General features: G+C 64.2%; 21 protein-coding genes. 9 read left to right on the top strand and 12 right to left on the bottom strand.

Features of this window, described 5'->3' with window-relative positions:
* Positions 1 to 27 precede the first annotated feature (27 nt).
* The 3 genes from WS54_RS17605 to WS54_RS17595 all read right to left on the bottom strand — a co-directional run bounded on the left by WS54_RS17605 (position 28) and on the right by WS54_RS17595 (position 2075).
* Positions 28 to 915: an SIR2 family NAD-dependent protein deacylase gene (locus WS54_RS17605; RefSeq protein ID WP_059779559.1), complete on the bottom strand. Its 888-nt coding sequence runs from the start codon at positions 913 to 915 to the stop codon at positions 28 to 30.
* 183 nt (positions 916 to 1098) lie between these two features.
* Positions 1099 to 1479 (bottom strand): hypothetical protein, encoded by a 381-nt coding sequence (locus tag WS54_RS17600; RefSeq protein ID WP_059779557.1) that lies wholly within the window; start codon positions 1477 to 1479, stop codon positions 1099 to 1101.
* Positions 1476 to 2075 (bottom strand): NUDIX domain-containing protein, encoded by a 600-nt coding sequence (locus WS54_RS17595; protein ID WP_034206629.1) that lies wholly within the window; start codon positions 2073 to 2075, stop codon positions 1476 to 1478. Before WS54_RS17595 ends, WS54_RS17600 begins: the two co-directional genes overlap by 4 nt.
* An 81-nt stretch (positions 2076 to 2156) precedes the next feature.
* Between WS54_RS17595 and WS54_RS17590 the strand changes: the two genes are divergently transcribed.
* From WS54_RS17590 to WS54_RS17580, 3 genes are all read left to right on the top strand, one after another.
* Entirely contained in the window at positions 2157 to 2912 is a 756-nt protein-coding gene (locus WS54_RS17590) for a DeoR/GlpR family DNA-binding transcription regulator (RefSeq protein ID WP_059779556.1), read from the top strand.
* 132 nt (positions 2913 to 3044) lie between these two features.
* On the top strand, positions 3045 to 3653 hold the full coding sequence (locus WS54_RS17585; protein WP_059779554.1) for a chromate transporter: 609 nt from the start codon (positions 3045 to 3047) through the stop codon (positions 3651 to 3653).
* Complete coding sequence (locus WS54_RS17580) at positions 3650 to 4192, top strand: chromate transporter (protein WP_059779552.1); 543 nt, start codon at positions 3650 to 3652, stop codon at positions 4190 to 4192. Before WS54_RS17585 ends, WS54_RS17580 begins: the two co-directional genes overlap by 4 nt.
* Positions 4193 to 4232: 40 nt before the next feature.
* Here the strand turns inward: WS54_RS17580 and scpB are convergent, their stop codons facing one another.
* The 3 genes from scpB to WS54_RS17565 form a co-directional block, all read right to left on the bottom strand.
* On the bottom strand, positions 4233 to 5042 hold the full coding sequence (gene scpB, locus WS54_RS17575) for a methylmalonyl-CoA decarboxylase (RefSeq protein WP_059779551.1): 810 nt from the start codon (positions 5040 to 5042) through the stop codon (positions 4233 to 4235).
* Positions 5039 to 6262 carry a CaiB/BaiF CoA transferase family protein gene (locus WS54_RS17570; RefSeq protein ID WP_059779550.1) on the bottom strand — a complete coding sequence of 408 codons (1224 nt, stop codon included), beginning with the start codon at positions 6260 to 6262 and terminating at the stop codon, positions 5039 to 5041. Before WS54_RS17570 ends, scpB begins: the two co-directional genes overlap by 4 nt.
* A 61-nt stretch (positions 6263 to 6323) precedes the next feature.
* Complete coding sequence (locus tag WS54_RS17565; RefSeq protein ID WP_059779802.1) at positions 6324 to 7646, bottom strand: MFS transporter; 1323 nt, start codon at positions 7644 to 7646, stop codon at positions 6324 to 6326.
* Between the two features lie 181 nt (positions 7647 to 7827).
* On the opposite strand from WS54_RS17565, the gene WS54_RS17560 reads away from it, so the two are divergent.
* The 3 genes from WS54_RS17560 to WS54_RS17550 all read left to right on the top strand — a co-directional run bounded on the left by WS54_RS17560 (position 7828) and on the right by WS54_RS17550 (position 9948).
* Positions 7828 to 8757: a LysR substrate-binding domain-containing protein gene (locus WS54_RS17560; protein ID WP_059779549.1), complete on the top strand. Its 930-nt coding sequence runs from the start codon at positions 7828 to 7830 to the stop codon at positions 8755 to 8757.
* A 112-nt stretch (positions 8758 to 8869) separates the two neighbouring features.
* Positions 8870 to 9211: a DMT family transporter gene (locus WS54_RS17555; RefSeq protein WP_059779547.1), complete on the top strand. Its 342-nt coding sequence runs from the start codon at positions 8870 to 8872 to the stop codon at positions 9209 to 9211.
* A gap of 110 nt (positions 9212 to 9321) precedes the next feature.
* Entirely contained in the window at positions 9322 to 9948 is a 627-nt protein-coding gene (locus WS54_RS17550) for a LysE/ArgO family amino acid transporter (protein WP_059779545.1), read from the top strand.
* 3 nt (positions 9949 to 9951) lie between these two features.
* On the opposite strand, the gene WS54_RS17545 is transcribed toward WS54_RS17550, so the two are convergent.
* Complete coding sequence (locus WS54_RS17545) at positions 9952 to 11118, bottom strand: enolase C-terminal domain-like protein (RefSeq protein ID WP_059779544.1); 1167 nt, start codon at positions 11116 to 11118, stop codon at positions 9952 to 9954.
* 333 nt (positions 11119 to 11451) lie between these two features.
* On the bottom strand, positions 11452 to 11796 hold the full coding sequence (locus WS54_RS17540) for a cupin domain-containing protein (RefSeq protein ID WP_027783759.1): 345 nt from the start codon (positions 11794 to 11796) through the stop codon (positions 11452 to 11454).
* A 439-nt stretch (positions 11797 to 12235) separates the two neighbouring features.
* Between WS54_RS17540 and WS54_RS17535 the strand changes: the two genes are divergently transcribed.
* The gene (locus WS54_RS17535; RefSeq protein ID WP_059779542.1) at positions 12236 to 12943 is read left to right on the top strand and encodes an ImmA/IrrE family metallo-endopeptidase; all 708 of its coding nucleotides are present in this window, start codon (positions 12236 to 12238) and stop codon (positions 12941 to 12943) included.
* Positions 12944 to 13451: 508 nt separating this feature from the next.
* On the opposite strand, the gene WS54_RS17530 is transcribed toward WS54_RS17535, so the two are convergent.
* From WS54_RS17530 to WS54_RS33695, 3 genes are all read right to left on the bottom strand, one after another.
* Entirely contained in the window at positions 13452 to 14240 is a 789-nt protein-coding gene (locus WS54_RS17530) for a hypothetical protein (protein ID WP_082724998.1), read from the bottom strand.
* Between the two features lie 335 nt (positions 14241 to 14575).
* Entirely contained in the window at positions 14576 to 14749 is a 174-nt protein-coding gene (locus WS54_RS17525; RefSeq protein ID WP_159086688.1) for a hypothetical protein, read from the bottom strand.
* Between the two features lie 373 nt (positions 14750 to 15122).
* The gene (locus WS54_RS33695) at positions 15123 to 15881 is read right to left on the bottom strand and encodes a hypothetical protein (protein WP_159086687.1); all 759 of its coding nucleotides are present in this window, start codon (positions 15879 to 15881) and stop codon (positions 15123 to 15125) included.
* Between the two features lie 193 nt (positions 15882 to 16074).
* Between WS54_RS33695 and WS54_RS33995 the strand changes: the two genes are divergently transcribed.
* Both WS54_RS33995 and WS54_RS17515 read left to right on the top strand, forming a co-directional pair.
* Positions 16075 to 16224, top strand: coding sequence for a hypothetical protein (locus WS54_RS33995; RefSeq protein WP_179955220.1), 150 nt, complete (start codon positions 16075 to 16077; stop codon positions 16222 to 16224).
* A gap of 789 nt (positions 16225 to 17013) precedes the next feature.
* Positions 17014 to 17460, top strand: a complete 447-nt coding sequence (locus tag WS54_RS17515; RefSeq protein WP_043036304.1) for a DpnI domain-containing protein — start codon at positions 17014 to 17016, stop codon at positions 17458 to 17460.
* A gap of 44 nt (positions 17461 to 17504) precedes the next feature.
* On the opposite strand, the gene WS54_RS17510 is transcribed toward WS54_RS17515, so the two are convergent.
* On the bottom strand, positions 17505 to 18701 hold the full coding sequence (locus WS54_RS17510) for a reverse transcriptase domain-containing protein (RefSeq protein ID WP_082724997.1): 1197 nt from the start codon (positions 18699 to 18701) through the stop codon (positions 17505 to 17507).
* Positions 18702 to 19282 lie beyond the last annotated feature (581 nt).

Below are 19282 nucleotides of genomic sequence, written 5' to 3'. Positions count from 1 at the left end.
CGCGGGCTCGGCCGGTCGGCGCGTGGCTCAACCGCCGCGCCACGCGCGCTCGAGCGCGTTCAGCGTCGCCAGCGCACCGCCCTTCAGCCCGATCACGTCAGGCCGGCGCGCATGCGCTTCGCGCGCGTTGATGCGGATCACGTCGGCGCCGAACCGTTCGCTCGACAGGCGCACGGTCGGAATCGCGGTGCCCGCGCCGATCTCGACCACGGCGACGCGCCCCGCCCGCGCGATCCATTCCTCGAGCGCGCGCGCCTGAGCGTCGTAGCGCGCACCGAGCCAGCCGGTGTCGCCGAACATCAGAATGTTCGGCCGCGCGAGCCCGCCGCAGTGCGGGCAGCGCGGCAGGTCGCCCACCAGGCGGCACGTCGTTTCGTCGACCTCCGGCACGAACGGCGCCGCGTCCCACGTCTCGTCCGTGCACGGGCGCAGGCATTGCATCGCATGAATCGAGCCGTGGATCTCGACGATGCGCGCCGGATCGAAGCCGGCTTTCTGAAACTGGCCGTCGACGTTGCTCGTCAGCACGAAGCCGCCGTTCGGCATCGCGTCGATCCAGCGGCGCAGGATCGCGAAGCCGGCGTGCGGCACCGTCGCGCGGTAGAGCGCGAGACGGTGCCCGTAGAACCCCCACGCGAGCGGCGCACGCGCACGAAACGCGTGCGGCGACGCGATCTCGTGGAATTCGAAACGCTCGTGGCGCAGCGCCGGATACGCGCGCCAGAAGCCGTCCGTGCCGCGAAAATCGGGCAGCCCGGAATCGACGCCGATGCCCGCGCCGGCCGTGACGAGCAATGCGTCCGCGCGCGCGAGTGCGTCGACGGCGGACGCGACGAGATCGGCGGGAAGCGGCGCGGCGGCGGAACCGGAGGGATCGGCGGAGTCGGCGAAATCAGCGGGATCGGAAAAAGGCATGATGGAGAAGCAGTGGCGTCGAGCATTGCGCGAGTGGCGTCGCGATCATACGCCGGTTCGGACGCCGCGCTGCATCGGCCGCGCAACGCGGCATGCACGCCACGCGCCGGCCTGGGGCGATGCGCGTGCCGGCCGGCAGCAAGCGCCGCACCGGCGATGCCGCCAACCGACGCCCATGTTCGCTCAGTCAGCCGAATCGTCCCGCGCAACCGGCATCTCGTCGACCGCGAAATAGACCGGCTTGCCGAGTCGCCGCGCAAGCGCCACGTCCGCATCCGCCCCGCGCGACCCGCCGTCGATCCGCAGCACCGCGTCGCAGCGCCGCAGCAGCCGGTGCGCGGCCGGATACAGGAAGGTTTCGCCGATCGCGTCGCCGACCCCCGTCGACCCGGCCGCGGCCGCGAGCGGCAGCGACACCCACTCGCCGATCATCGGCACGTGCCCGCGCCGATACACGGCGAGCGCCGCCGCTTCCAGCCGATGCAGGTTCGCGGCGATGCGCGCCGGGTCGCCGTCCGTGCCGCTGCGATAGGGGCCGGCGACCAGCACGAGCTGCGGCGTCATGCGGCGCGCGCGCCCGCGGTGTCCCGCAGCGCGACGTACTGGAGCAGCATGATCGTCTTCGCATCGACGATCTCGCCGCGCTCGACCGCGTCCAGCGCCGCCTGCAGCGGCATCTCGACGACCTCGAGATCCTCGCCCTCTTCCGCGACGCCGCCGCCCGCGCCGGTGCGCAGCGACGCATCGTATTCGCCGACGAAGAAATGCAGCTTCTCCGTCACGGAACCCGGGCTCATGAACGCCTCGAACACCTTGCGCACGCCGCGCACGCGATAGCCGGTCTCCTCCTCGGCTTCCGCGCGGATGCGCGCTTCGGGCGTTTCGTCGTCGAGCAGGCCGGCGGCCGCTTCGAGCAGCATGCCGTCGTGCCCGCTCACGAACGCCGGCATCCGGAACTGCCGCGTCAGCAGCACGTCGCCCGTTTCGGCATGACGCAGCAGGATCGTCGCGCCGTTGCCGCGATCGTAGGTCTCCCGGCTCAGGCGTTGCCACGTGCCGTCGCGGCGCAGGAAATCGAACGTCACCTTGCGCAGCACATACCAGTCATCGGACAGCACCGTCGTATCGACGATGCGGACCCGCTCCCGCGTTGCAGCCATTGCAGCCTCCGGTTCGACAAAGGACGGCGCCCATGGTAACGTGCAGATTCGTGCAATTTCAAGAATTTTCGTGCAAAGACGATGCTGACGACGCAACGCAAGAAAGCGATCCTCGATGCGCTCGCGCGCGACGGCCAGGTGCTGGCTGCCGAGTTGAGTGTGCAATTCGGCGTGTCCGAAGACACGGTGCGCCGCGACCTGCGCGAACTCGCGGCCGAAGGGCTGCTGCAGCGCGTGCATGGCGGCGCACTGCCGGCGTCGCCGGCCGTCGTGCCGTTCGCGCAGCGCGAGGCGCTCGAAACCGCGGAGAAGCGGCGCATCGCGCGGCGCGCCGCGCAGATGATCGCGCCCGGGCAAGTCGCGATCGTCGACGGCGGCACGACCTCCGCGCTGCTGGTCGGTCAGTTGCCGGCCGACCTGCGCGCGACGATCGTCACGCACAGCCCGAGCGTCGCGGTTGCGCTGGCCTCGCATCCGTCGATCGACGTGATCCTGATCGGCGGGCGGCTCTACAAGCACTCGATCGTCGCGGTCGGCGCGGCGGCGATGGAAGGCATCGCGCGCATCCATGCGGACCTGTACTTCATGGGGGTCACGGGCGTGCATCCGGTCGCGGGGCTGAGCACCGGCGATTTCGAGGAAGCGGCGATCAAGCGCGCGCTGGCCGAACGCGCGGCCGAGACGGTCGTGCTCGCGTCGCAGTCGAAGCTACGTGCGGCGTCGCAGTTCGTGATCGGCGATATCGCGCTGGCGCAGGCGATCGTCGTCGAAAAGGAAACCGACGCCGCGCTGACGAAGCCGATCGAGGCCGCCGGCGTGACGGTGGTGCGCGCATGACGCGCGGCGGCCCGGCCGCGTCGAACCGCTCGCGGAGCCGGGGTGATGCGGGCGCCGCGCCCATGTCAGCGTGCTGACAGGCACCGCTTGCTAACATGGGCGATCGCCCGATCCCCACGTACTACCCGCCCGATGCCTCCCGCCTCCACCACGACTCCCCCGGCCCCTCCGGCCAGCGACGCGCCGCCAGGCGTCCTCGCACTGTTCGTCGCGTTCGCGCAGATCGGCCTGACCAGCTTCGGCGGTGGACTCAGCGGACGGATGATGCGCGACTTCGTGCACGAGCGGCGATGGCTCGACGAAGAGGCGTTCCTCAACGGCCTCGCGCTGTCGCAGGCGTTGCCGGGCGTCAACGTGAAGAACCTCGCGATCTGGATCGGCTACCGTCTCGCCGGATGGCGCGGCGCGGTGGCAGGCTTCACCGGCATCATCGCGCCGCCCGCCGTGCTGATCGTGCTGTTCGGTGTCGCGTTCTCGACCCTCACGCGCTTCCCGCTCACGCACGTCGCGCTCGCCGGCGCGGCGGCCGCGGCGATCGGGCTGTCGATCTCGATGGCGATCACCGCGGTGCGCCGCCTGCCGCGCCGCGTGCTGCCGTTCGCGGTCATGACGCTCACCTTCGTGTCGGTCGCGGTGCTACACTGGCCGCTGGTGTGGACCGTGCTGATCGGCGGTACGCTGAGCGTCGCGCTCGAATACCGCCGTGCGACCGCGGCGCCGGGCGGGAGCGACGCACGATGAACGCGTCCGCACGTTACGCCGCGCTGTTCGGCGTGTTCGCACCGCTGTCGATCGCGACGATCGGCGGTGGGCAAGCGGTCATCGCGGACATCCAGCGGCAGGTCGTCGACGTCCATCACTGGATGAGCGCCACGCAATTCGTGAACGACTTCGCGCTCGCGCGGATGGCGCCGGGCCCCGGCTCGCTGCTGGCGACGCTGATCGGCTGGCAGGTGGCCGGTTTCTGGGGCGCGGTGATCGCGACGCTCGCGCTGTTCGGGCCGACCGCGTTCCTGATCTACGGTGTCGCGCATCTATGGCGGCGACACCGAGGCGCGCGCTGGCAGATCGCGCTCGAAGCCGGCCTGCGCCCGGTCGCGGCCGGCATGATTCTCGCGTCGGTGTGGGTGCTGCTGCAGGCGCTCGACGGCGGCTGGCCCGCGCGTGCGATCGCCGTCGCATCGACGCTGTGCGTGATCTACACGCGCGTTCATGCGCTGCTGCTGATCGCGATCGGCGCGCTGCTGCTCGTCGGCGTACATGCGCTCGGCGGCGCATGACGCTCGCCACCATCGTCGCATCGGACCGTCGTCTGTCCGCCTACATCCCGCGAAACACCGGCGCGCGGCGTTCCGCGAACGCGCGCAACCCTTCGTCGAAATCCGCGCCTCCGCACGCCTGCCGACGCAACTCGGCGATGCGTTCGAAGGCGTCGGCCGGCAATGGCCGCGCGTCCTGCAGCACGCGCAACTGCTCCTTCACCGCGTGCACCGCGAGCGGCGCCTTCGCGGCAATCGTGCGCGCGACGTCGAGCGCCGCATCGTCGACCCCGCCCGCGTCGGCCAGCCGGTTCACGAGCCCGTGATGCGCGGCGCGTTCCGCGTCGAGCGGCTGCGCGCAGAAAAACATCTCCTTCAGCACGTGGATCGGCAGGTTGTCGTAGAAGCGCAGCAAGCCGCTCGTCGAATACGGCAGGCCGATGTTCGCGGGCGTCATCGCGAAACGCGCGTCGCGCGCCGCCACGACGAGATCGCAGCTCATCGCGAGATCGACCGCCCCGCCCCACGCCGATCCGGCCACCGCCGCGATCACCGCGCCCGGATAGGTCCGCACGCGCCGCAGCGCGCGTTCGAGCGGCTTGCCGTATGCGAGCGGATCGCGATCGTCGGCCAGTTCGCGCAGGTCGTGCCCCGCGCTCCACACGTCGCCGCTGCCGTCGTTCGACAGAATCACGACCGGCGGCGGACGATGTCCGGCCAACGCATCGAGGTGTGCAACGAGGGCGTCGAGCAGCGGCGCGTCGAGCGCATGCCGTCGCGCCGGGTTCGCGAACCGCACGCGCGCGATCCGCTCGCCGATCAGGTCGACCGTCACGGTCGACGCCCCGTCCCGTTTCGTCGTGTCGGTCATTGCACGACCTCCGCCACCGCATCCGCCTGGAAGATCGCGCGCTGCGCCAGCAGCGCGTCGATCGCGTCATCGCCGTAGCCGGCTTCGCGCAGCACGTCGACCGTATGTTCGCCGAGCAGCGGCGGCGCGTGGCGCGTGCGCGGCACCGGCAGGTCGTCGCCCATCCCGCCGAGCGGCGTGACGACCTGACGCAGCGTGCCGAGCGTCGGATGCGCGACCGGCTCGACCAGCCCGCAATGCGCGAGCTGCGGATCGTCGAACACTTCGTCGAGCGTATGGATCGGCCCGGCCGGCAGCCCGGCCTCGACGAACCGCTGCGTCCATTCGTGCTTGCCGCGCGTGCGCAGCCGGCTGTCGAGCAGCGCCTTCAGTTCGTCGCGATGGGCCACGCGCGCATCGTTGGTCGCAAAGCGCGGATCGGCCGGCAGTTCGGGCAGGTCCAGCAACCGGCACAGCCGCTCCCACATGTCGGTCGTGATCGGTGCGAGGTTCAGCGGGCCATCGGCCGTCTCGAACACGCCGTACGGCGCGATCACCGCATGCGCGTTGCCGGTGCGGCGCGGCACGTCGCCGAGGCTCAGGTAGCGTTGCCCGTGCACGCTCAGCAGCGCAACGAGGCTTTCGAGCAGCGACGTGCCGACATGCTGGCCGCGCCCGGTGCGCTCGCGCTCGAACAGCGCGGCCATCACGCCGGTCGCGACCCACATTCCCGAGCTGAGATCGCCGATCGCGGTGCCCGTGCGGGTCGGCTCGCCGTCCGGGAAGCCGGTGAGGCTCATCAGCCCCGCATAGCCCTGCGCGATCTGGTCGAAGCCCGGCCAGTCGCGCAGCGGGCCGCGCGGGCCGAACGCGGTGACGCTGCCCATCACGAGCCGCGGGTCGCGCGCGCTCAGTGCGGCGTAGCCGAGCCCCATCGCGTCCATCGTGCCGGCCTTGAAATTCTCGATCACGACGTCGGCCTGCGCAATCAGGCGCCGCACGACGTCGAGGCCGGCCGGCTGCCGGAAGTCCACGCAGATGCCGCGCTTGTTGCGGTTGCAGGACAGGTAGTACGTGCTCACGCCGCGATCGAACGGCCCCCACGCGCGGCTCATGTCGCCGTGCGGACCCGACTCGACCTTGATCACGTCGGCGCCGAGATCGGCGAGCACCATCGAGCAGAACGGCCCCGACAGCGCGCGACTGAGATCGACGACCCTGATTCCCGTTAATGCCTGCATTCCGGACTCCTGATGTTGATGACTGGGTGTGGCGTGTTGGCGAACGACGGCGGTATGCCGCTCATTCGGGCAATGTCTGGTGGCGCGTTTCGACCGCGAACGGCAGGATCAGGATGCCGAGCCCGAACACGGCCGCAGTCCATGCGACCGGCACGCCGAGCGATCCGTAACCGTGAATCGCGGCGCCGAGCAGGAAGTTCACGCCCGCGCCGATGAAGCGGCCGACCGACGCGTTGAACGCGAACGCGGTGGCCCGCACGCGCGTCGGATATTGCTCGGGCAGCCACAGCGAGAAGATCGCGAAGTTGCCGCCGAAGAAGCCGAGGAACGCGAGCGACACCATGAACGCGACAAGGCCGTTCGGCTGGTAGAACGCCCAGCCGAACGCGAACACGATCGAGCCGGCCATTCCCGCGAAATACACGCCGAGCGCGGTGCGCCGGCCAAGCCGTTCCGACAGCCACGGCGCCGCCAGACAACCGGCGATCGTCGCGCACGACAGGATCGCCGCCCCGATCGACGCCAGCCGCAGCGCACCGACGTGATCGATGCCCGCGCGTGTCGCCAGCGTGGTGACCGCGCTCGCCTCGTAGACGGAGCCGGCCCACAGCCCGACGATCGCGACGCCGACGAGGCTTGCGCTCGTCAGCGTGCGGCGCAGGAACGCCGGCGCGAAGATCTCGCGCAGCGGATGCGCGCGGCGCGCGTCGGCCACGTCGCCGTCGCGCGCGTCGTGCCGGCGCCACTGCCCCGGCTCCTTCACGCGCATGACCGTAAACACCGCGAGCAGCGCGGGCGCCAGCCCGCACAGGAACATCGCGCGCCAGCCGTAGGCCGCGCCGATCGTGTAGTTCAGGCAGGCCGCGATGAAGAAGCCGAAGTAGTAGCCCGTCTGCAGGTAGCCGGCGCCCATCTTGCGGCGGTCCTCCGGCCAGCTTTCGGCGACGTAGGTGCCCGCGAGCGCCCATTCGCCGCCGACGCCGATCCCGGCGATCAGCCGGCACGCGGCCAGCGCCCACACGTCGTGCACGAACGCGGCCGCGCCGGTGAACACCGAATAGATCAGGATGCTCGCCGCGAGCGTGCGCACGCGGCCGAAGCGGTCGGCGAGCGGCCCCCAGACGAACGACAGCCCCCAGCCGATCAGGAACAGCGCGAACAGGATCGAGCCGTACATCCCCAGATTCGCGGGCGTCGCCGCGATGCCGGAGGCCGGCAGCAGTTCGGTCAGCGCGGGGATCAGCACGAGCGCGTAGATCACCGAATCCACGCCGTCGAGCACCCAGCCCGCGTACACGGCCCAGAAGCCCTTGACCTGCTCGCGCGTGAGCGGCGTGCGCCGCGGCTTCGCGCCGGCCGCCGGCGCGTCGATCGCCTTGAACATCTTCGTCTCCTTGCCGGCGGGGCCGGCGCTTTCGCCGCGTCCGGTCCGGGATGGCCGGCAGTCGGGCTCTTGTGTGAGACGAGTATAGAAACGCGATCGATCGCCGAAAAATATGATATTCATCTTGCTCGATCGGATTGGCTTATGGCTCAAATCGAGCGCGAATCGGGAGACGGCGGCGATGGACTTGAGACAGTTGCGCTATTTCGTGAAGGTCGTCGAATGCGGCAACGTCACGCATGCGAGCGAGGCGCTGCACGTCGCGCAACCGGCCGTGAGCCAGCAGATGCGCAATCTCGAGCAGGATCTCGGGATGCAACTGCTCGAACGAAGCGTGCGCGGCGTCGCGCCGACCGCCGCCGGCCGCACGCTGTACCGGCACGCGCTCGAACTGCTGCGCCAGGCCGACGGCACGCGCGAGTTGCTGCGCCGCGACGCCGACACGCCGCAAGGCCGCGTGACCGTCGGCATGCCGTCGAGCACGGCGCGCGTGCTGGCCATTCCGCTCGCTCGCGCGGTGCGCGACCGCTTTCCCGGCATCATGCTGGAGCTGATCGAGGCGCCGAGCGCCGATCTCGACACGCTGCTCGAACGCGCACGGCTCGATCTCGCGATCGTCGTCGATGCGGTGGACACGCGCGGCATCGCGATCCATCGGCTGCTGACGGAAACGCTGTACCTGATCACGTGGCCCGGATTCCCGGTGCCGGACGCCCCCGTGCCGCTCGACGCGATCGCGCGAATGCCGCTCGTGCTGCCGAGCGCGCCGAACACGATCCGCAACCGCGTCGACTGGGCGATGCGCGAGGCCGGGCTGTCGTACGAGATCGGCTTCGAGGCAAGCTCGACAGGGCTGCTGTTCGCGGCCGTGATGGCCCGGCTCGGCGTGACGATCCTGCCGTGGACGGCCGCGCACGTCGAGATCGAGGAGCGCAAGCTCAAGCTGTCGACGGTCGCGCACCGGCTGTTCGCACGCGACCTGTCGCTGTGCTGGCACGACACGGCGCTCGTCAGCAACGCGGTGCAGAAGGTGAAAGCCGAAATCGTCCGGCTGTTCGACACGCTCGGGCAGCGGCCGGAGTGGGCGGCCGGCCATGCCGGTCGCGCGTGACGGACCTTGTGCCGCCCCGCCGCGCGTACTAAGCTCGTTTCATCCTGGGTACCGCTGACACCCCGCTTTTCCTCGCCGTTCGGTATAAGCGTCGGGGGGAAGGAGGCCGTTCGTGTCCCCGTCCCAGTTTGCCTGGCTTCTGCTGGGCGTCAGTGTCTTCGCCGAAGTGCTCGGCTCCGTTGGCCTGAAGTGCTCGGCCGGTTTATCCCGCCCGTTGCCGTCCGCGATCGCGATCGTCTGCTATGCATGTGCGGTATGGCTGATGGCGCTCGCGACGAAGCGAATCGAAATGGGGCTCGCGTATGCGAGCTGGGCCGCTGCCAGCACGGCGGCCACGGCCATGATCGGCATCGTCTGCTTCGACGAATCGGTGTCGTCGCTGAAGCTCGTCGGCATCGCGCTGACCGTCTGCGCGCTCGTCGCGCTCAACCTCGGCGATGCGGCGGCACGATGATCCCCTGCGCACGCATCCGACGGGGGCATTGACAACGCTCCCCGCCACCCCTTAACGTTTCCCTCATCGTAACCATCACCGGTTCAGCTTAAGAGGTTGTCGGCCCGCTCGTGCTCGACACCTCCGCCTTCCTCGAAGGCCTGCTGCTTGGCGCCGGCCTGTTCACGTCGGTCGGCCCGAAGGACGCCTTCGTCATCAAGCGCTCGATTTCGAGCCCTCACCTGCTCTCCATCGCCCTCGTCTGCGCGGGCAGCGACGCGCTGCTGATCGCGCTCGGCGCGCACGGGCTGTCGTCGTTGCTGTCGCGCCATCCCGGCGTGGTGGCGGCCGCACTGTGGGCCGGCATCGCGTATCTCGCCGGTTACGGGCTGCTCGCGCTGCGCGCGGCGATCGTCGGACGGCGGCCCGCGCACGTCGGCAGCGCGTCCGCTCGCCGCGAACCCACCCGGTCGCGCACGGTGCTCGCGGCCGCCGCGGTTTCGCTGCTCAATCCGTATGCATGGATCGATACGGTGCTGCTGCTCGGGACCGTGATCGCGAGCCACGCGCCGTCCGCACGCGAGCCGTTTGCGATCGGCGCGATGACGGCCTCGCTCGCGTGGTTCCTGATGCTCGCGTACGGCGCACGCGCGTGCCGTGCGTGGTTCGCTCGAACGCTCGCATGGCGCGTGCTCGACGGCTTCGTCGCGGTGACGATGCTCGGCTTCGCGATGCGTTTCGCGATCGACGCGCTTTAGGCGTCAGCGGCCCGACGCCGAAACCGTGCGGAATGCGTCGTGCGCGTGGGCATGCAGTTCGAACCCGATACCCGGCGCCTGCGGCACGCGCGCGTATCCCGCGTCGACGATTTCGCCATCGGCGAGGCCGCTGAACGGATGGAAGGCGAACGGGCTGACTTCCGCGCCGCCGAGCCCGAGCGCCGCGACGACGTGCAGCGAGAACAGATGGCCGCCATGCGGCCAGAACGCGTCGCGCCGCCAGCCGCGCGACACGAAGTGATCGACGATCTGCAAATAGCCCGGCAGCCCGTAGCTGTGCACCGGATCGAACACCAGCACGTCGCGGTCGGCGCGCAGGCCGCCGTAACGGTCGAGCAGCTTCGCTTCCGCAAGCGAGAACAACGCTTCGCCGGCCGCGATCGGCGGTGCGTACCGCGCAGCGACGTCTGCCTGGAGCGGCAGGTCGAGCGGGTCGCAGATGTCCTCGAACCACCAGAGACCGAACGGCGCGAGCATGTCCACGGCCTGGCTGGCGGTCGTCGCGTCGTACGTGTTCATCGCGTCGACCGCGAGATGCGATGAGCCGGCAAGACGCGCGGCCGCGGCTTCGATACGGCGCCGGTCCTGATCGAGATTCGCGCCGCCGATCTTGATCTTCGCGTGCGTGTAGCCGAGATCGACGATCCGGCGCATCTCGTCCGACAGGCGCGCGAGATCGTCGTGCGGATAGCGGTAGCCGCCGCCCGCGTACACGCGCACGCGCGGTGCCGCCGTGCGCTGGAGGCGGTCGGCGAGAAAGCGGTGCAGCGGCAGGTCGGCGACCTTCGCGGCGGCGTCCCAGATCGCCATGTCGAGTGTGCCGACCGCGACGCAGCGTTCGCCGTGTCCGCCCGGCTTCTCGCCGGCCATCATCGCGCGCCATGCGCGCAACGGGTCGAGGTTCGTGCCGGCTTCGTCGGCGAGCGTGTCGGCCGCGGCCAGCAAACGCGGCGCGAACCGTTCGCGGATCAGGCCGCCCTGCGCGAAGCGGCCGATCGACGCGTAGCCGTAGCCCGTCACCGGGCGGCCGTCGCGCACGACGTCGGTGACGACCGCGACGACGCTCGTCGTCAGGCCACCGGACGCAATCGCCGGATCGGCATAGCGGGACACGGGAATCGCGCGTTCGTGAATCGCGGTGATGCGCATGGTCGGGCTCCGGAGGGGCGTCCGGCGCAGGCGGAAGAGTCGCGCTGCAGCGGAAACGATGGGCGGATCGCTGCATCTTAGGGGTTTGTGCGGCAGCGTGCAGGGCCGGCGGCGCGCGTCATCGTGTCGTCGCCGGACAACCGCGTGTCGCACGCGTTACGTCGCGGGTTGCAGCCGGATAGCGGAGCGCGCCGGGCCCGTCACCACGCTCGGCGCGCCGTTTCCGAACCGGTCGACCTGCATTGAACCGGAATCCCGCGTTTGTCCGGCCGGCTTCGTGAACCGGGAGGATGGGGGCTGGTATGCGTGGGTCGGGCGAACCGGCCGGCCCGCTCAGGCGAACACGAAGTACTTGCGCACCGTCTCCACCACTTCCCACGTCCCCTTCATGCCGGGCTCGATCACGAACACGTCGCCGGCTTTCAGGTGCACCGGCTCCTCGCCTTCCGGCGTGATGATGCAATAACCGTCGAGGAAGTGGCAGTACTCCCATTTTTCGTAATTCACCTCGAACTTGCCCGGCGTGCAGATCCACGTGCCCATGATCTTGCTGCCGTCCTTCGAGACGTACGCGTTGAGGTTCACGGTGTGCGGATCGCCGCCGATGCGCTTCCATTTGGTCGCGTCAAGGACAGGCGTCGGGCAGGTTTTGCGCAGAACGGTGATGAAATCGGACATGTCGGCTCCAGGCTAACGATCGTGTGAGAGGCCTGTCACGTTAGTTCGAAAGCGTTGTCGCGACTTGTATGCGTCCGACACCGACTCGTCAATTTTCGACATAGGGTTATGTGCGCCCCCTGCCGGCACACTTCGTTCGGCTTGGGAGCCATGGTACAGCCCCGCGTTTCGGTCGATCATCTGTTCGCGGAACCTGCGCAATGGGATGAGGCACCATCGAACAAAGCGAAACCGTTTGACGGGCGTGACCCATCGTTTGGCCGTTCGAGGCAGCAATGAGCATCTACGGTACTTCGGTGCTTAAGCTGGATGCTACGCTGCATTTCGCTTTCCATCTTGAGCGATGCTCGCTGCAGCGCACACAACATATAGTACAAACCCGTCCTTGCATACACCATAAATTGTGCATATCTTTTCCACATAGATTGGGGGATCCCGCATGGACGAAATCGACAAGAAGGCGATTGCCAAAGAGGTAAAGCGCTTTCAATATGAAATCTGGCAGCGCGCTGGCATGACTCACAACACCGTGCCGCATTTGCTGCAATTGTTTCGGCCGGACCATGCCGCTAATGTCCACGGCTATGAATATGAAGTTGCCGAGGGCTCGCTGGGGATTCACGGCATCGGCAAGGACCTATACCAAGTAGCCGGCCTCGTCGACCCGACGAACAACATCATCAAAATCGCCGGCAACCTAACATATGAAGTGCAGCGCTTTACTGCTGCGCACGAACTCGGTCACATGGTCCTGCATCCGGGCATGTCGCTGCACCGCGACCGCCCTCTGACGGGAGAATGGTCGTCACCTGACAAACGCGAGCGCGAAGCTAATCATTTTGCGGCGTGTTTCCTTGCTCCCGAAAAGCTGGTTCGACAGGCTTTCGAAGCACGCTTCCACACCTCGACTCTGCACCTTGACGATACGACTGCCTTCTATTTAGTTGGTTGCCGCGAGATGCAGAACCTTCTCCGCTCATCAACGGGCTCACTGGAATTCGCCCGTGCGGTGGCAACGGCAAAGGCGTTCGGCCCGGGCAACTGTTTCAAGCCGCTCAGCAAATTGTTCGGTATGTCACCGACGGCGATGGCCATCCGCCTAGATGAACTGGGCCTGGTGGAGAATGGCCGCGCCATTGCTGCTTAATCCCTCTGGCAAACCGCACCCTCAGTACCTTCGGGAACGATACTTGAGATAAGCGCCTGTTCGATTCGGCAAAGGGAAAAACTGCTTGGCCCAGTGCCGCCGCGGGCCAAACTCGGACCGCGACCACCGCCAGATGATCCAGCGATGCCAGCGCCTGAAAACCGCCTGCTTGCCATCCTCACGTCAAACTCTGCAGAATTGCGCGTTCTGCGGGCGTCGTATAATGGCCATTACCTTGGCTTCCCAAGCCTCGGCGCGTTAATCAGAACCACTAGTCACGCGCGTTCTAACGTCGTATTTTCTCCCGGCTCCACGAAGAACCGCTGTCTATGCGGGATACACGGCGATGCCAGTTTTCGTACCAGTGCCGACATCAAGAAGCTGATGACCTAGCATCGTGAAGTCTCCCGAGACAGTAGATGCATGGATCAATCTACTGTCGCATTCAGGGGTTGATTCTAAGTAGCGATGCATCGAGCCAGGCCTCTTCTGCTCACCGTCCGCACAGTTAGCCGAAGTACGGTTCACGCGGTCCGGGCCACTGATCGCGCTCCAACTCAAGTGCGAAATCACGATCGGTAATGCGTCGGACAGAAGACGCCGCAATGAATTGAACCCCAAGCGCCAGTCTCACAATATCAAGCCGGGTCAACTGCGTACCGTCATACCGACTACTCACGTAATCTGGCAACTTCGAAACAATCGAGGCAATCAACGCGTCATCGCGATGCGGTCGCATTCTCGCCAGCCTCTCTGCCAAAACGGCATGTCGATGGCCAATATCTCGACGCCCAAGCGTTTTTGGATCATCCCCGAGATATACCAAGGTCCCTTTCATCGCTAGCTCCGCCGTCATGCAAACCGGCTGCAGCACTGAGGCGACATTGAACCCACTCACCAAGATATTCGTGACATCTTCGAGATTGGACAGCGCCATCTGCCAGTATTTGGTTGCTGAATTTGACTGCTGCAGTTCATCGAGGCCGTACGTCAAATCGGACAGATCGGCTAGCGCAAAAGCGGTACCGGCAGCAATTGAGCTGTCATTTCGACACCAGCTCAACCACTCCTCTCGAGAGGAGAATCCCAAACCCTCATCAAGTGAGAACGCCTTCTGTCCATAAACAATCGCAACAACAACCTTGCGCACCCTGTCGATAGACGTCGCAAGCCCAATCCCCATTCCAGGCCAAATCGTATTCACCTCTGGGATGAGTCTCCGATAGGCGGATTCAATCTCCTGAAAACCTGGGCTCCCTAGCACATCGAGAACAGTCCCACTTCCCAGCAAATCCATAGCAGCCCGCATTGGCCGCGCGTGAAATGGAACCCCTACCTCTGCGTAGCGCCTATCGAGCCGCAACAAATCTTCGTCTGTCCAATTAATCATGGGAACCGTTAAAAATGACACTCTACATCTGCCGCGCCGACATCACCACGGAACGGTGCCGTCCAAATCTGAGTGACTCACCTGCGACATCACTGCAGACGTCTTCGAGATAACTGGCAATAGATCCAATGCCCGTCTAATCGACGCGAGGCGCTTTGCAAGCGCAGCGCCCTCTGCTGCGTGAAATCTACCTAGCATACTGACGCGACCACCAGCAGAAGGCAATCGCTCTCGAACCCCGACTAGGTCCCCATCAGCAAAGAGCGCTTCGAGTTTATGGACACCGCCGCTTGTGCCGCCTTCGCTGCGGTATCGTTCCCCGTCGAGTTCGAGGCCACGTCTTGCTTCTGGTCAACAACAATCGGCTTGCCAGCTTTCTCGCCCTTGCCCGTTGCACCTTGCGTCTGATCGACCATGATTGCACTCCGTTCGCTAAAAGTGTGCCCAAGGTCCGGCAGATCGACCGTCGAGGCAACGGCGCCGAGCAATCACGACCGACACGATAGCCAGGAGCACGAAATCCGATGAGGAACAGTGACAGTTTTCACGCCATCCTCGTCCGCATCCCTCCTATCCTCTTGATCTTCCGGGGATTTCAGAATCAGATCATCAGCTTTGTAGTCCCTGCGAGTTAACCAAAACCACTATTCAAGCGCGCTCTCGCGTCATGTTTTCTCCCAGCGCCACGAAGAGTCACTGTTCACGCGAGGTTCGCGACGATGCCAACTCTCACGCCAGCAACAATCTTAAAAAGCTGATTGCGCAGATCGATATTTCGCAGGGTAAAAACTAGATTAGCCACACGAACACACTCATCAGGAGCAAACATCCACCGAAGATGAGCGCGGCCAGAAGCGGTTGGTCAACAACGTTCTGTACAAAATTAGCCACATTCGACGCGATCCCGAAGTGAACCTTGCCCTCACGAATTTCCCCTACCCCGTCGGGGAAGCTGACATTCACCGGTGCACTGGCACTAACCGCATCCTTTCCCAAATAAACGTACGTAAGTACCACGCTGGAACCAGGCCTGATCGAGCCAAGATTGATGGTCCGCGTTGCAGCAGTGTTATCAACCCGACTCCGATTAGCGATCCAGAAAGCCGGAGCAGCCTCAAGATCTACCTTGACGTCGACGGCCTCTTTACTTCCATCATTAGTCACCTGGCAGTACTCCGTGTCTTGAACCCTGTAGTCGCGATAATCCACCGAATGACCACCAATCAACATAGTTAGAGGAACATGGCGAGCGTTCAGCGCCGCGTTCACCGGACCTCCCCCACCATCTTGACAAACAGATCCAATTTTTTCGTTCAGCTCCACATCAGCAGCGACAAGCGACTGACACTGCTTACGCTCCCCGTCCAACGCCCCAATTAGGCCGGAATCCAGTTCGAACACCGTTGGAGGATAGTTAGTGCAGTACGCGCGCAACTTCGCGCCTTGGGGGAAGAACTGCGGGATCAATTGCAAGGCGGGAACCAACACGGCGAGAATTGCCAGCCACCGACTCAGTGAAGAATTACTAGCTTGATCAGCATTACCCATCTGGAAGGAATCCGAGCTATCGACGCTAGTGTTAACGACCAGCTAACGGATTTTCTTGAGCCGGCTTGTTGGTCGCAGGCGCTAGCTGATGGAAATCACTTTCTTACCTAGCGGTTCGTGCTTATTCTTGATCGTCTGGTAGTACGTCCTCGCACTGGCCTTCGTCAGCTTCACTTCAGTGGTGAACTTCTCGATGATGTTCATCCGGGTCACATCCTTCAACGAAGGCTGCGAGTTGCATATCATCGACAAGACCTTGACCGCCGAACAGATCGAATACCTCAAGGAACTCGGCGAGACGCACGGGGAAATGACAAGCGAGACGGCGGCAATCCGAACGTGAACAACTTCGTCCGCTCGTCCCTGTACGTCGCCGAAGATCATTGCCCCCGCATTCGTGGCGGAAAACAAGCCGCCCCTCTCCACGCTCGCGAGCGGAATCCCGGTACACTGCCCGCACCACTCCGACCGGAACCAGTGAAGGTTCCGCTTATATCACCCGCGCGGAACCTGCACGCAAGCCCTCAGCGAAGCATATCGTGCGGTCGAAGCCCCTCCGTGACCGCACCAATTATGTCGAGATGTTCGGTAGTCGTCGCGTTCGGATGGTAGCTTCCTCCTCATACTCGACAGCAGTCGTCCGTGATCTCGACACGGGTCGCGCCGAAGGCGAGAACTCATCGCCCGCACATCGACGCGGACAGCCTCCGAATTCCAGCCAGTCTCTGGCGACCGTCGCAGCGACGCCACCGCTCCAGCATCGAGCGATGCCAGTTTCAACGCCGCCGGCCAAATCTCCGCGCTTGCCATCCCCACTCCAAACCCTGTAGAATTACGCGTTCTGCGGGCGTCGTATAATGGCCATTACCTCAGCTTCCCAATCCCCAGCGCATTAATTAGAACCATTATTCATGCGCGTTTTCACGTCGGATTTTCTCCCGGCTCCACGAAGAACCACTGTCCATGCGGGATTCACCGCGATGCCAGTTTTCACCCCACTTGCGTTTCCCAGAAGCTGCAGTCCTACCCCTTGGTAAGATGACATAATTTCGTCGCCACAGTTGTTGCTGCAGTTGCAACGAACGCAAGGCGCATATCGTTCACCTTTACATCCATAACGTTCAAGTACCCGATGGCAACAGCAAAGCAGCAACTCGGCTCGTGGGGAGAGCAGTTGATTGTCAAGAAATGCTCTTGCCCGAAATGCAAGAGAAGCAAAACATTCAAACGGCTTCCGACCAATTTCAAGTGTGCCGACATCATCTGCGATTTTTGTGGGTTCCTTGCACAAGTTAAGACCATGTCGGCATCTGACGTTGCTCCGCTACCTAAGCAGCTGTTGGGCGCCGCGTGGGGACCACAGAAAGAACGCATGGACGCGGCAATTTACTTTGCTCTGTTTCTTGTGCTTAAGACGGCCGACGCTCACGCCATCTATTACCTGCCAACAGACTTTCAGAACCCTGCACTCTTTTCCGCTCGAAAACCTTTGTCCGACAACGCACGTCGCAAGGGCTGGCAGGGTTTCATGTACGTCCTGAGTGCAGTTCCGGATGGAGCATTCGTCCGCCTACTTTAGACGCATGAGGGCACCCTTGCAGGGCATTGGCATCAGTAACCAAATCAGATCAAACTTAAAAAATTACGGGCTGCCGGCGACAATTTGTCGATGTTAATCCCAAGACCTTCACTGTAGATTCTTCGAAGTACTCGTTGTTCCAGCTTCCCCAACTCGCGACTCAGATTCTCTACGTTGTGGCACATGTCATAGGCTGCTAGATATCCGTTTCGCCTCAGCATAAGCACGTGACCTAACTTTGGCAGAGCTATCCCTCGCGTCACGAGTTCTTGTACAGAGCCGAGCTTAAGTAAGTCATCACGGATGACATCGATTTGCTCCTGCGTCAATTCAAGCCGGTAGCCGGCCGTGTGGCGAACCAAGCTCACGCCAAGAAATTCGGCAGCCTCATCGGGTTCGTATATCGCCGACTTCGAACCGAGCTCAACTGGTGGAACCGTTAGGCCAATCGGGGCGAGATGGCGCGCGCAGAATTCAGCCGCATCCTCACACTCACCACGAGACGAGGCAAAGAAAATCAGGTCGTCCGCATACCTGACCGCACGAAGACTCTTCTGCTCAATCACGCGATCAAAACCGGCCAGCATGATATTGGAAAAGAATGGGGATAGCGGCATTCCCTGTCGCACGCCTCGCCCGGCTTTGATGCCGAGTCGATTGATCCTCTTCGCAACGCTCCCCTTCGTCGCGGAAATCTCGCAACCAATTGCCTGCACCAGCAACGGATGGAGGGAGCGCTCACGGATGACAGCCTTCAGCGCTCGCTCAAGATGCAACCGTTCAATGGAATCAAAAAAAGACGCGATATCTGTCTTGTAGACCCATCCATACTTCGCTCGAATCTCACAAGCGTCGTGAACAGCCTTCTTCACCCCACGATCCTTCACGAAGCCATAGCTGATCTTGTTAGCAAGCCGATCTGCGTAGCGATCCGAAAGAAAATTCAAAAGCGCTCTCTGCACAATGCGATCTTGGACCGTCGGAACGCAGATCAACCGATCCTTTCCTGAAGTCTTCGGAATGAGGTGTGGTCGAAGATCGGAAAATTGGAACGCTCTGCGGTGCAAATCGCGAGCCAATCGATTGAGACGAGCCTTTTCGTCAGCACGAAAGTCGTTGATGGAGATGTCATCGACACCCGTAGTGTTGCGGGATCGAGGTGAAGATTTCTTAAATAGAATGCCCCACGCCGCGCGTAGGGCATCAAGTGACAGGGCAGTATGGTATGCGTTTTTAGCCATAACTCAGGTGCTTCGCTGGCGTTGAACATCCTCCCTAGACCAGCGGCCGAAAGCCCCTTCGGCATCCTCGTTGCGGACCGCATCTTGCGATTCGGACCCGCCCCTGATTCCGCCGGTCACGCACACGCGATCGCTCGCATGGGCGCAGGTTGCCGATTGGTAACGTGCAGCGCAACCCGCAGAGATGCCCGTGGGCGCAGCACTTCGACCGAAGCGGCCGCTTCGACGCAAATGCTTCTCATTCTCACCTCCATTACGCTGGTTTTGATTCCGGTGACGCAAGCGATGGCGGCCACGGCCGCGCAGACCAGCTTCCGGCCGGCGCAACGAGGGCGATGCATGGAAGACATGCGCCGCGACGTTGCCGGCGCGCCCGCCTCCCTGCCTCGGGGATGCCCCGCACGTTTGTTAATCGCCTTCCCAACAGTTCTAGGGACAGAAAGCGACCCGGTCGCCCCTTCGGCATCCTCGTTGCGGACCGCATCTTGCGATTCGGACCCGCCCCTGATTCCGCCGGTCACGCACACGCGATCGCTCGCATGGGCGCCAGAGGGCCGATTGGTAACGTGCAGCGCAACCCG

This window comes from Burkholderia sp. NRF60-BP8, from assembly GCF_001522585.2.
In the GTDB taxonomy this organism is placed as follows: Bacteria; Pseudomonadota; Gammaproteobacteria; order Burkholderiales; family Burkholderiaceae; genus Burkholderia.
The sequence above is the reverse complement of the archived record's forward strand: the minus strand, read 5'-3'. Positions and strand labels throughout refer to the sequence as shown.